Origin of the sequence: New Jersey aster yellows phytoplasma (assembly GCF_002554195.1) — a bacterium.
Lineage (GTDB): Bacteria > Bacillota_I > Bacilli_A > Acholeplasmatales > Acholeplasmataceae > Phytoplasma.
In genome coordinates this window covers 1-12,645 of record NZ_MAPF01000059.1, presented here as the reverse complement: position 1 = coordinate 12,645, position 12,645 = coordinate 1, and the positions used below count along the sequence as shown (strand labels likewise).

16 protein-coding genes and 1 pseudogene are annotated in these 12,645 nt (G+C 26.7%); 11 read left to right on the top strand and 6 right to left on the bottom strand.

All coding sequences use genetic code 11. The features are described 5' to 3' along the window. Positions 1-42: 42 nt before the first annotated feature. From smpB to pth, 11 genes are all read left to right on the top strand, one after another. A complete protein-coding gene (gene smpB, locus BBA70_RS03095) occupies positions 43-429 on the top strand; it encodes an SsrA-binding protein SmpB (RefSeq protein ID WP_308495571.1) in 387 nt (128 codons plus the stop codon). A gap of 164 nt (positions 430-593) precedes the next feature. Continuing rightward, positions 594-1,160 (top strand): hypothetical protein, encoded by a 567-nt coding sequence (locus tag BBA70_RS03090; protein WP_252861637.1) that lies wholly within the window; start codon positions 594-596, stop codon positions 1,158-1,160. After that, the gene (locus tag BBA70_RS03085) at positions 1,106-1,555 is read left to right on the top strand and encodes a hypothetical protein (protein ID WP_252861636.1); all 450 of its coding nucleotides are present in this window, start codon (positions 1,106-1,108) and stop codon (positions 1,553-1,555) included. Before BBA70_RS03090 ends, BBA70_RS03085 begins: the two co-directional genes overlap by 55 nt. Positions 1,556-1,557: 2 nt before the next feature. Further along, on the top strand, positions 1,558-2,376 hold the full coding sequence (locus BBA70_RS03080; protein ID WP_252861635.1) for a DUF2779 domain-containing protein: 819 nt from the start codon (positions 1,558-1,560) through the stop codon (positions 2,374-2,376). A gap of 264 nt (positions 2,377-2,640) precedes the next feature. Continuing rightward, positions 2,641-3,273, top strand: a complete 633-nt coding sequence (locus BBA70_RS03075; RefSeq protein ID WP_252861634.1) for a NusA N-terminal domain-containing protein — start codon at positions 2,641-2,643, stop codon at positions 3,271-3,273. Positions 3,274-3,278: 5 nt separating this feature from the next. Beyond that, positions 3,279-3,713 carry a hypothetical protein gene (locus BBA70_RS03070; protein WP_252861633.1) on the top strand — a complete coding sequence of 145 codons (435 nt, stop codon included), beginning with the start codon at positions 3,279-3,281 and terminating at the stop codon, positions 3,711-3,713. A gap of 5 nt (positions 3,714-3,718) precedes the next feature. Next, on the top strand, positions 3,719-3,976 hold the full coding sequence (locus BBA70_RS03065) for a YlxR family protein (RefSeq protein ID WP_011412850.1): 258 nt from the start codon (positions 3,719-3,721) through the stop codon (positions 3,974-3,976). A 148-nt stretch (positions 3,977-4,124) separates the two neighbouring features. Beyond that, positions 4,125-5,327 (top strand): translation initiation factor IF-2, encoded by a 1,203-nt coding sequence (gene infB / locus BBA70_RS03060; RefSeq protein WP_252861632.1) that lies wholly within the window; start codon positions 4,125-4,127, stop codon positions 5,325-5,327. A 32-nt stretch (positions 5,328-5,359) separates the two neighbouring features. Next, positions 5,360-5,995: a hypothetical protein gene (locus tag BBA70_RS03055; RefSeq protein WP_308495570.1), complete on the top strand. Its 636-nt coding sequence runs from the start codon at positions 5,360-5,362 to the stop codon at positions 5,993-5,995. A 3-nt stretch (positions 5,996-5,998) separates the two neighbouring features. Continuing rightward, complete coding sequence (rbfA, locus tag BBA70_RS03050; protein WP_011412848.1) at positions 5,999-6,340, top strand: 30S ribosome-binding factor RbfA; 342 nt, start codon at positions 5,999-6,001, stop codon at positions 6,338-6,340. Between the two features lie 292 nt (positions 6,341-6,632). After that, positions 6,633-7,199 carry an aminoacyl-tRNA hydrolase gene (gene pth, locus BBA70_RS03045; protein WP_011412846.1) on the top strand — a complete coding sequence of 189 codons (567 nt, stop codon included), beginning with the start codon at positions 6,633-6,635 and terminating at the stop codon, positions 7,197-7,199. A gap of 106 nt (positions 7,200-7,305) precedes the next feature. On the opposite strand, the gene BBA70_RS03040 is transcribed toward pth, so the two are convergent. The 6 genes and pseudogenes from BBA70_RS03040 to BBA70_RS03015 all read right to left on the bottom strand — a co-directional run bounded on the left by BBA70_RS03040 (position 7,306) and on the right by BBA70_RS03015 (position 11,397). Next, entirely contained in the window at positions 7,306-8,061 is a 756-nt protein-coding gene (locus BBA70_RS03040; protein WP_252861638.1) for a hemolysin family protein, read from the bottom strand. A gap of 15 nt (positions 8,062-8,076) precedes the next feature. Beyond that, a pseudogene (locus BBA70_RS03035) lies at positions 8,077-8,576 on the bottom strand (CNNM domain-containing protein); the annotation flags it as partial. Between the two features lie 381 nt (positions 8,577-8,957). Then, positions 8,958-10,310 carry a replication restart helicase PriA gene (gene priA, locus BBA70_RS03030; protein WP_252861631.1) on the bottom strand — a complete coding sequence of 451 codons (1,353 nt, stop codon included), beginning with the start codon at positions 10,308-10,310 and terminating at the stop codon, positions 8,958-8,960. 5 nt (positions 10,311-10,315) lie between these two features. After that, positions 10,316-10,582, bottom strand: a complete 267-nt coding sequence (locus tag BBA70_RS03025; RefSeq protein ID WP_252861630.1) for a DEAD/DEAH box helicase family protein — start codon at positions 10,580-10,582, stop codon at positions 10,316-10,318. 8 nt (positions 10,583-10,590) lie between these two features. Further along, positions 10,591-10,752: a hypothetical protein gene (locus BBA70_RS03020; protein ID WP_252861629.1), complete on the bottom strand. Its 162-nt coding sequence runs from the start codon at positions 10,750-10,752 to the stop codon at positions 10,591-10,593. Positions 10,753-10,980: 228 nt separating this feature from the next. Next, the gene (locus BBA70_RS03015) at positions 10,981-11,397 is read right to left on the bottom strand and encodes a hypothetical protein (protein WP_252861628.1); all 417 of its coding nucleotides are present in this window, start codon (positions 11,395-11,397) and stop codon (positions 10,981-10,983) included. Positions 11,398-12,645: the final 1,248 nt, after the last annotated feature.

The following is a 12,645-nucleotide window of genomic DNA, read 5'->3' as shown; positions in this document are numbered from 1 at the left end:
ATTTTATGATTATTCTTTAGAAAAAAAAAATATCAAGCAGGAATTAAATTATTAGGGAGTGAAGTAAAATCAATTAGAATAGGAAAAATTAATTTATTAAACTCCTATATTCATATCAAAAATGAAGAAGTTTTTATAGTGAATATGACTATTTTAAAATATCCTTTTAGTTGTTGTTTGGTATATGATGAAAATAGAACTAAAAAGCTTTTGTTGCAAAAATATGAAATTATCCAAATTCAAAAAAAAATCAAAACTGAAAAATTGTCTGTTATTCCTTTGAAAGTTTATTTTAATAAAAATTTAGTTAAATTAGAAATTGCCTTAGCTAAAGGCAAGAAAAAACATGATAAAAGAAATGCTTTAAAAGATTTTAATGCTAAATTGCGTATTCAAAAAACATTAAAAAACTTTAATAAAAAACAATAACTCTTGTATTTTTTAATGAGTAAAAAAACAATTAAACAAAATCAAATTGATTAATATTTTGTATTTTTTGCTTTTATGCAGATATCAAATTAGACAATAATTAAGGACATATGAATGAAAATTTCTAAAACTCGTTTTATTAAGTTTTAAAAGTTTTAAAATATTTGAATTTTAAGTTTTTGTATCAAAATAAATCTCAGTTTCTTTTGGATTTTTCCAATGAACTCAAAGATTTAATTAAAGAAGAAACTTATGCTAAAAAACTTGCTTTTTTACAAGAAAATCTAAGTGAGCAAGAAGAATATCAAGCTTTTTTAAACCAAAAACATTTAGCCATTATGCAACCTTATTACAAACAATTAGAGCTTTTGGTAAGTTCTTATTTGGAAAAACATTTTCCAGGAGAAGTTATTTTTTCTTTGGAAACTCATCAACAAAAAAAGTTTCAAATGAATAAACAAGGATATCAATTTTATTGTTTTTTAGATGGATATCAAGAAGACCAAACCACTATTCGTATTTTTGAAACTAAAACTACTACTAGCAAAAAATTTTTAAAATTGCAATTTGTAAATGATAACAAAGAAAAAATGCCTTTTTTCCATTATACAAACCCTAACACTTTATCGCCTTTTTTCAAGGTTTCCAATCAAGGAAATCTATCTTATCAAAAAAAATGCAAACTTTTTTTAATCCTGAATCAGAAGAAGGAAAATACATCTATGATTTAACTTATCAAAGATGGGTAATTGAAAATAATTTAACTGAGGCACAAAAAAAGAAAAAAATAGAGTATTATTTGGTAGTTCTTAATTCGGATTATGTTTTGGATGACAAAAGAAGTTGCAATAAGTCTTTGGATCCTAGCTTGCTTACTTTTATTGATTTGACTTTGATTACTCAACAAGTAACTCAAATATTAGAAAATGATGCCAATCTTTTAATTTCTTATTTGTCTTCCAAAACTTCCAAGCCCAAAAGCACTTTTGCTTCTTATTTGTTGCCCGAAAAAATCCTTCATTTTTATGAAAACATCCCTTCTAAAGATAGTATTTTTACTTATTTTTATAATCATTTAGGTTTTTTTGACTCCCAAAAAAACAAAAATACGAAATACAACAGTTAATTTTGCAACAATATTATCATGTTTTTGATATCCCTTTTGCTTGGTTGAATCGTTTTGATAATAAAGTGCAACAAAAAGTTACCCAAAAAAAGATTCCTTATTATTGTTTTGATAAGATTAAAGCAGGTTTGCAAACCTTAAAATATCCTCTTTATTATTTAGATTTTGAAGCTTTTCCTTCTCCTTTTCCTAGATTTAAGGGCGAAAAACCCTACACTCAATCCTTATTTCAATTTTCACTTCACATTGAAAAAGCCCCTGGTTTGTGCGATAAAGATAAAAATCACGTTTCTTTTTTGGCACCCAATCACTCTGATCACAGAAAAACCTTATTAGAAAAACTAACCAATGCCATTTTAGATGATGGAGGTTCCATTATTGTTTATCATAAAGCTTTTGAAAAAACACGGCTTCAAGAATTATCTTTGCTTTTTCCTGAATATTCCTTCCAAATCCAAAATCTTATTGCGCGTATTTTTGACCTTAAAGACATTCTAAAAGGCAGCAAAACTTTTTATCAAAACCTAGGATTTGATTCCGAACAAGCCGCAGGCATTAATTTTTATCATCCCCATTTACAAGGCTCTTTTTCTATCAAAAAAATTACTCCTTTATTTTGCAATCTGAATTATCAAAATTTAGTTATTCAAAATGGTATTGAGGCTTTTTTAACTTACATTCAACTTCCTCAAATGTCTCCTTTAAAATTTCAAGCGCAATTTCAAGCCTTAGAACAATATTGCAAACAAGATACTTGGGTAATGGTAAAAATTTTGAAAGGACTTATTGGTAAAACCAAAAAACTAATTTCTTATATTTAACTCCTAAAGATATTGTCCAATAGCCAAATTTATTATTTTTATCTACTTTTTATTCACAAAATTCCTTAAGTATGCATAAAAAATTGTTATTTGCCTTGGGAAATGATATAATTATATTATGAGTTATTTTTTCATCAAAAGATAAAAAATGGTGCTTGTAAAAAATCACTGTTTTTTTATTTTGTATCTAGTTTTAGTTGGTTGCGTTTGTTAATGTTAAACGTTCCCCAAACCTAACAAGATGCATTTACTAGGAGGTATCATTTGATTAGTAAGAATTTTTTTAAACTTTTAGATAAAATCGCTCAAGAAAGTGGTTTAGATAAAGACCAAGTTATTGATGCTTTTGCTAAAGGATTGATTTCTGGTTGCAAAAAAAATCATAAAGTTAAAAGTTGTAAAATCCATTTAAAAGAAGACAAAAGTGAAATTATTTTATATAAACAATTTTTGGTAGCTGACGAAGCTACTATCAGCACTATTAATTTAAAAGAGTCAACTCCCATTACTCTTGAAGAAGCTCAACAAATCAAGCCTCATGCTAAAATAGGTCAAGTAATTGATATTAAAGTTGATCCTAAAGATTTTAATCTATACGCTGTCAAAGAATTTAAAAATCAATTTAACGAAGAACTTACCAAAAAGAAAAGAGAAAACATTTATAATTTTTTTAAACAACAAGAAGGCAAATTAATTAGTGCTAAAATTATTTCAGAAAACGACAAATTTTATAATTTGGAATTAGAAAAAGAAATTACTACCTTACTTCCTAAAAAAGAAATTGCTTCAAATAATGAAATGCAAGTAGGTGAAAGAATTCAAGTTTTTTTGTCAGAAGTAAAAAAACTACCAAATGGCCTAAGATTTTTGTCAGTTGTAATCATGTTGGACTTGTAGTTAAAGTGTTAGAAGAAAATATTCCTGAAATCCAAGAAGGCATCGTTAAAATTGCAGGTGTTGCCCGCATTTCTGGCGAACGCACTAAAATTGGTTTATTTTCTTGTGATGCTCAAATAGATGCAATTGGCTCTTGTATTGGCGAAAGAAGCAACCGTATTAAAAATGTTATCAAAATCCTTAAAGGCGAAAAAATTGATTTATTTATTTGGAGCGACGATCCCCAAGAACTTATTGCAAATGCCCTTAAACCTGCTTCATGCCTTCAAGTTGTCATCAAAGACGACATTAACAAATGCGCTCTTGCAATTGTACCTGACGACCAGTTTTCTTTAGCAATTGGTAAATTAGGTAAAAATGTTAAATTAGCAGTGGAAGTAACTAAGTGGAATATTGATATCAAAACCTTAGATCAAGCCCAAATAGAAGGATTAATTTAATTGTAATGACTGTTTTACGCACTTGTATAGTTTCTAAAAAAATTCAAGATATCAAAAAAATGATCAGAATAAATAGTACTAAACAAGGAAAAGTATCTGTTGATTTTAATTTAGCACTTCAAGGAAGAGGGGCATATCTAACCTTAAAACCTGAATATGTTATTTTGTCGCAAAAAAAGAAACTTTTAGATAAAAAACTCAAAACCCAAGTTCCTGAAGAAATATATCAAATCCTTTTAAAATTAATTGCTTCAAAAACTTAGTAAACATTTTTATATTTATTCATTTTTTCCATCTTTTTAATATTTTTGTTTACTTCACACTTTATTATTTTGTCCAAATTTATTTTTTTATGTTGTAATTTTTTATTTTCATGCATTCAAAATTATTAAAATTAAAGGAGGGATTTAAATGACCCTTAACAAAAAAACAAATAATGAAAATTCATCCAAAACTACCCCTAAATTATCTAATAAAACAGATTTTCAAAACGATTTTGCTAGTAAAAACTATGTTTTTAATCCCCAAGACAAAGTTTTTCAAATCGCTCAAGTTTTTGGCATTACCAGTGCTGTTTTAATTAAAAAGTTATTACAATTAGGGCTTAAAGCAGATGTTAACCAAACCTTAGAAAAAGATATTGTTGAACTTTTAGCCAAAGAATACAATATTAAAGTAATTGAACCCCAAAAAGAACAAACACCACCACAACTTCAACCACAAAAGCCTCCACTAACTAAATCCAAACTCCAAGCCAAGCCCAATCAAAAACTTAATTTGCAAAAAACACCTCCTATTGTAACTATTATGGGACATGTTGACCACGGTAAAACAACCCTATTAGATGCCATTCGAAAAACTCGTGTAGTTGATCAAGAATTTGGAGGCATTACACAACACATAGGAGCTTATCAAGTTGAATACCAAGGCAATAAAATAACTTTTATTGATACTCCAGGACATGAAGCTTTTGATAAGATGAGAGCTAGAGGAGCTAAAATTACTGATATTTGTATTTTGGTAGTAGCAGTTGATGATTGTGTCAAACCACAAACCTTAGAAGCTTTGAAACACGCCCAAAAAGCCCAAATTCCTATTATTGTTGCTTTAAATAAAGTTGATAAACCCAACAATAAAACACAACAAATTATGCAAGAATTATCTAGTTATGATTTATTACCTGAAGAATGGGGCGGCACTACTCCTTATATTGCTATTTCTGCTTTAAAAAGAGAAGGTTTGGAAAAAATATTAGAAATTATTCTTTTATTTAGTGAAATCCAAAATTTACAAACTAATCCCGATCAAAAAGCTAAAGGAACAGTTATTGAGGCAAGCCTTGATAAATCTTTAGGTCCTGTGGCTACTTTTATTATAAGTGATGGAAACCTCAAAGTAGGCGATATCGTTGTTGCTGGAACTTCTTATGGGAAAATTCGTTCCATGGAAGATGAAAATAAAAAAACACCAACCAAAGCCTTACCTTCGCAACCTGTGCGAGTTTCAGGATTAAAAGAAGTTCCTCAAGCAGGAGATATTTTTTATGCCGTTTCTAATGAAAAACAAGCACGACAAATTGTATCTGAAAAAAAACCAAAACTAAAGAAACTTTAGCTAAACCCCCTTCTCCTCTTAATTTAGAAGATATTTTACAAGACTTAGAAACCGAAAAACCTCAAGAACTAAATATCATTTTAAAAGCCGATACTCAAGGCAGTTTGGAAGCGCTTCAAGGTATGATTGACAAAATTAAAGTATCCGATCTTAAAGTGCAACTTTTGCGCGCTGCTGTTGGAACAATCACAGAAAAAGATATTGCTTTTGCCAAATCATCAGACAGTTTGTTAATAGGCTTCAATATCAAACCTGCTTTTTCTACACTTAAATCTGCTCAAATACAAGAAGTAAAAATTACTATTCATAATGTTATTTATCGCATTATTGAAGATATTGAACAAAAATTAAAATCTATGATTAAGCCTACTTTTGAAGAAGTGGTTACTGGCAAAGTAGAAGTAAGAAAAATTTTTAATATCAGTAAAGTTGGTAATATTGCTGGTTGTTATGTGACACAAGGCATTGTCAATAATAGCGATTTTGCTAAAGTGATGCGCAATGATGAAGTTTTATTTAAAGGCAAAATTACATCCTTAAAACATCTCAAAGATAACATTAAATCTGCCAAACAAGGTCATGAGTGCGGCATTTTACTTGATGGTTTTAATGATTTTGAAATTAATGATATAATAGAAACATCTAAACTAAGCAAAGTAGAGGAATAAAAAATGGTAACAACATCTGAAAGGCTATCCAGTCTAATTCAAAAAGAATTGGTTTTAATTAATGATGTTATTCAAGACGAACAAATAGGATATATTAATTTAACTGATGTTAAAGTAACAAAAGACTTGTCTTTTGCTAATGTTTATTATACTATTTTAAGCGATGATCCAGCTGTTTTGAAATTAACAGAAGAAACTATTGAACAAAATAAAGTTGTTATTCGGTTCGAATTAGCTAAAAAAATTAAAAATTTTCGTAAAATCCCTGATTTAGTTTTTAAATATGATAAATCTTTATCTTATGGGCGTCGTATAGAAAATATTTTAAAAGATATTAATAAATAATTTCTTTCTTTGCTATTTGTTTCAATAATTTATATAAGAGATGCTTTAATGAAAGCATCTTTTTTCTTTATTGCCGTTGGTATTTTGTTATCTTCGTTATTAAAAATAATTTGCGCACAAAATACAAAAAATAAAACCGCTTTTCTTTGTTCAATTCAAAAAGAAAAAATAATGTAATTAGTAAAATAATTCAAATATACAATTGCAAAATTAAATTTGTAAACAGTTTTTGCTTTTTCTTATCATAAATAACAAAATGAAATAATAAAACACAAAAAAGAAAGGACAAACGATGAAACTTATTGTAGGTTTGGGCAATCCAGGTAAAAAATTTTTAAATACTCGTCATAATATTGGTTTTGTTGTTGTTGATTCTTTTTTAAGTCAAAATAAATATCAAACCTTGAAGGAAGACACAAATGCCCATATTTATCAAATTAACTTTAATAATCATCAAACATTATTGATTAAACCACAAACTTATATGAATTTGTCAGGCGAAGTGGTGAAAAAAATTATAAATAAATATCGCATTAAGATAGAAAATATTTTAGTCATTGTAGATGATATTTATTTGGATGAAGGAAAATTAAAGTTAAAAATGCAAGGTGGTCATGGAGGGCATAACGGATTAAGAAATATTATTGATCGTTTATGCACTAAACAATTTAAAAGGTTAAAAATAGGAGTTAGTTTAGATTCTTGTATGCCTTTGGATCAATATCTTTTAACGCCTGTAAATGCAAGTAGTCAAAAAAACATTTTAAAAAACATTGATATTATTAATAAAATTATATTTAATTTTATTCAAGATGTGGATTTTAATATTTTGATGAATGGTTATAATTCTAAACATTGATTTTTACTACTCATTATTATTTATTTGAAAATAAATGATTTTTTAATTGAACAAACTTATAAAGGTATAAAAAAGAGCAAATATGAAAATATTTGCTTTTTTTATTTTATTTTTGTAAATCTATTTTTGAGATTTTGATTTGAGAAATTACTTTATCATTGTGTTTTAAGATTTTAAATTTAAAATTCTTGTAAATGATTTCGGTATTTTTGTCATTTTGGTTGGGGCATCTTCCCAATTTTCCTATTAAAAAACCACTTAAAGTGTCGTAATCTTCAGTGTTAAATTCTAATTTAATTGTTTCTGCGACTTCTTCTAAATCAGCAAATCCATTGACAATATATTCATTTTTGGCAACTTCTTTGATCATTAGCTCTTCGTTGTCGTATTCGTCAGAAATTTCACCTAAAATCTCTTCAATTAAATCTTCAAAAGTAATTATTCCAGCTGTGCCACCATATTCGTCAATTACTATTGCCATATGGGTTTTGTTTTTTTTCATTTCGCGAAATATTTCTCTAGTATTTTGGGCATCTTGCACTAAATAAGGTTTTCTAATGAATTTTTTCAAATCAAAAATTTTATTTGTGTTTGAGGACATTAAATAATTAAAAATATCTTTAATATGTAAAATTCCTATAATATTATCAATACTATTTTCATAAACTGGGAAACGTGTGTATTTTTCATTTTGGATAGTTTTAATTAATTCTTTTTTGGTAATTTCAACATCAATTGCAACTACTTCAGTGCGGTGACGCATTACTTCAAAAATGTTTGTGTGATCAAATTCAAAAATATTTTGAATCATTTTATTTTCATCTTTGTCAATTATGCCTTTTTGATAACTTGAAATTAACATCAATCGTAGTTCGTCTTCCGAAATTTGTATGCTATTTTTGTTAGGATTTAGTCCGAAAACAATAAGAAAAAGATTACTTACTTGAGTCAAAACCCAAACTAAAGGCGTAATTAACCAAGCAATTAAGGAAATAGAACCAGAAAAAAATAAGCAATTTTAGAAGGCGCATGCATTGCTATGCGTTTAGGAATTAATTCTCCAAAAATAATAGAAAGAGTAATAATTAAAGCCTCAATTCCAATTTTATGTAATGAAAAATGACCCTCTTTCTCTCTTAGAAAATAAGATGTTACAATATTTCCTTGAAAAAAAGTAATGATGTGAATCATAATTTGAATTACTGATAAAAAAGTGGTTGGTTTGGCTTTGATTTTTTTTACTCTTAAAGCATTTTTATTGCCCTTTCTAATATCTAATTCAATTTTGCTTTCGTTAGTAGAAATAAAAGATATTTCGCAAGCTGCAAAAAAAGCATTTAATGCGATTAAAATAATCAATATGATTATCGGATTCATAAGAAAAAACCCCTTTTGGCATTAATGCATAATTTTTTATTTGCTAAATTTTTTTTATCCAAAAACGTCTTTTTTTCAAAGATCTTTATTGTGATAAATTTTATACTATCACTATCGTCCATATGTTTTTGAAATAATACCTCGCTTTTAATTTATATTTTTAATAACTAACTAATTTCATTTTAACATAAATAATAAAAAATGTCAATTTATACAATAAAATAATTGTTGATTTTGTATTGTTTTTTCTGGTTTTTTTAAGTACATATTTTTTTGTTAATGGCAATTAAAAAGCAATAAAAAAGAATGGTAATTTTGTTTGGATGTTGTTTTTTCTTTCCTCAATGTAAATTTAATTTATCTTTTGCTTTTATAATTTGTTTACAATAAATTGTTGAACCTATCAAAAACAATTAAAGCATCTTGGTGAATGTTGTTTTCCAAAATAAAATCTAGATCCAAAGGCCAAATGTTATATTTTAGTGTCAATAAACAGCGATAACGGTTATTTTTTTTAGGAATAAGTGACAAAACAGGACCTAAAACAGTTATCTTTTGCGAAAAGCGATTTGCCAATGCGCCTTTGATTCGGTAAGCAATATTAAAAGTTTTTTTAAAATCTTTATGAGAGATTAAAATTTGGCTCAGGTATCCAAATGGAGGGTTTTGTGACATTTTTCTTTCTTCTAAAAGTTTTCTCAAAAACCCCTTTTCTTCATATTTAACTGCTGCATTAATTGCAAAATGATCTACATTATAGCTTTGCACAATTACTTTTCCTTGTTCTTTTCTGCCACAACGTCCTGCTGCTTGAATGATTAATTGAAAGGTTTTTTCTGAGCCTTTAAAACTAGGAATTTTGAGTAAAGAATCTGCCATTAAAATACCTACTAAAGTAACTTTGTGAAAGTCAAGCCCTTTGGCAATCATTTGAGTTCCTAACAAAATATCTGCTTTTTCTTGATTAAAATCGTTCCATAATTTTTCGTATTGACTAATTTTTGTTATAGTATCTGAATCAAATTTGATAAGCCTTGCATGCAAAAATTCTTTTTTGATATAAGCTTCGATGTATTCGATACCAACGCCAACTTCTTTTATTTGTTCTTTGGAACAGCGTCTGCATTTTTTTGTAAATTGCTCTTTATAGTTACAATGACTACATTTTAATAGCTCTTGTTTTAGATAAAAAGTAAGGCTATTATTGCATTTATGGCATTTGGGGACAAACCCGCAAAAACGGCATAAAACAAATGGCGCAAAACCTTTGGTGTTGATAAATAAAATGGCTTGTTGTTGTTTGGCTATAACTTCCTTTAAGGCATTTTTGAGGTTTTGGGAAAAAGGTTCTAAATTACCTTTTTTTAATTCTTCTTTCATGTCAACAAGTTCTATGGGCGGAAAATCATCAATTAAAACTCTTTTGGTAAGGCTTAAAAGTTGATAATTTTGTTGTAAAACTTGATAATGACTTTCCAAAGAAGGAGTAGCGCTTCCTAAAATTAAAGGAATTTTGTGGTATTTAGCCCTTATTTGTGCTAAGATTCTTGCATCATAAGTGGCGCGTTCTTTTTCTATTAAAGCCTCTTCGTGTTCTTCGTCAATAATAATAATTCCTAAATTATTTAAAGGAGCAAAAATAGCACTACGAGTTCCCAAAACAATGTAGGCTTGTTGTTCTTTAATTTTTAAGAATTGGTCTAAATGTTCTTTGGGACTTAAATAACTATGCAAAATAGCTATATTTTTTTTGTAAATTTGGCTTGGAGGCGTTGCATTAAAGGAGCTATTAACATTAATTCGGGTACCAATAATAAAACTTGCTTATTTTGATTGAGAACTTTTGTAATTAAATGGAGATAAATTTCAGTTTTTCCTGTTCCTGTTTTTCCGTGCAAAAGATAAGTCTTATGATAGTTAATATTTATTTTTTGCAATATTTGTTTTTGCTCTTCATTCAAAATTATTTTTTTGTCTTCTGCAAGCAAATCAAAGTTGTGATTCAAAATTATACTTATTTTTTTTCTGTTTGTAAAATAAGCTTTTTGCGGATTAAGGATTGAATAATGCTGTTCGAAGTTAATTCTAAGGCTTTTTTTCTTGTGATTTCTTGAATTTCTATTTTTTGTTTGCTATGTTTGATTTCATTTGAGTGTGTTTTATATAATTTTTTCAAAGGCTTTAATTGTTTTAATTTTTCAATAAAATCTTTTTGTTTGGGTGTTAATTTTTTGTCTTTTTGTTCGCTTGATTGTGGATTAAGGTGGTAAATGCATATTTTTTTTCAGTGTTTTTTTCTTTAAGTTGTAAAATATCTTTGATTATGACAATTTTTTTCTTAGATATTTTTGTGAAATGTTCTAACAGTTTTTCTTGGGATTTGTTTTTCGGATTTAAAAAAATTTCATTTTTGTTTGTGAAAAAAACCTTTGAGATTTTCAGGCAACAACTCCTTATTTATAATTTTAATTTCTTTTAAAAAAGATTTTACAAATTCTTTGGGGAAAATAGTTTTATAAACTAAAGCTTTAATGATAAAAGGAGTTTTTAACATTTCTTGGGATAATAAAAAAAATTCTTGATCAAAATAAGGATTTTCATCCAAAATAGTTATTATTTCTTTTAAGTTGTTATTAAATTGGCTATTTTCTTTTAAATTGATAATGTAGCCTAAGCGTTGTAAATTAGCATTACCAAAAGGAACAACAACTCTCATTGCCCTTTGGATTATCTTTTCAAAATGTGGTGGTACCAAATAATCAAAAGGTTTGTTGATTCCTTGATATGTAGTTTTTATATCTATAATTATTTCAGCTATCAATGTTTTATCCTTGCTTTCCTTATTGCTTTGGTTTTTTGTGTGTTTGATACTTCAATTATAACAAAATTATAAATTATTTGGGTTTAATAAAAAAAGAGACTGTAAAAAGTCTCTTTGGGGTTTGTTTGATTGTGATTAATGTGTTTTTTTCTAATTATATCTGTTTTTTTTGTTGCTGTTGGAACTACAATATTTTATTGCTCAAAATTGTAAGCTATTTATAATATGTTATATTTTTTTTATAAATAGATAAAGTTTTTCTTACAGGATTAAAGTATAAATTAAAACTTTCTTTACAGTTAAATTGCTTTTGATAAATGCTTAATATTAAATTACCTAAAAAAATCTCTTTGTCTTGAATTAATTTTTTTTTGATTACTGTTATATTCCATAATTATAACCTTATTTATTTTTTCTAAGGGTAATTTCAATATTTTTGTTAAAAAATAAGCAAAAAATAGCATTGTTATCTTGTATTATTTGGATTTGAGTAAAATATCTATTTTGTTTAAAGGTTTTTTGCCATTTATTAAAAGGATTTTGCAATAATTTAATTCATTGCGAATCCAAAGGTTCTTGAAAATGGTTGTTTTTTTGTTTAAACAAATCAAGTTCTTTTGTATTTGATTAATTTTTGGGGTTTTATTATTTGTTCTAATATTTGAACATTAGTTAATTCGGGAATAGATTATAAATTTGCAATATTTGGTTTGTTTTCATAAAAAATGTATTTTTTGTGAGTCATTAAAGTAGGTTTTTGTATTACAGATACAAATTCTATTCCCTTTTTTAAAGTTTTGTCCCACTTACCCCCTTTATTTTGTTTGGGTGAGTTTTTTTATATTTTTTGAGAGTTTGGATTTGAGGTTCATTAATAGCTACTGTTTCATTGAAAACTTTATGATTTAGTCTTTGATTTCTAAATTGCAAATAAACTAATCCAATTAATAATGTTATTGATGTTATATAAATGCAAAAAATACAAAATAATTTGAATTTGGAGTTTTTGTGATAAAATATTAGTTTTTTGATTTTGCAAATGATTAATAATGAATTTTGTCTCCTTTTTATGATTAAAAATATTTAAAATATATCCAAAATGTAAATGATGCAATATATTAAAAATAATTACAAAATATTTAAAAGTTATTTGAAAAGTTGTAAAATATTTTTATAAAGACAAAAAAAGTAAAAAAATATGGTAAAGACAAAATTTTGCCTAAAAGATTAAAATAAAAGCTTAAATGC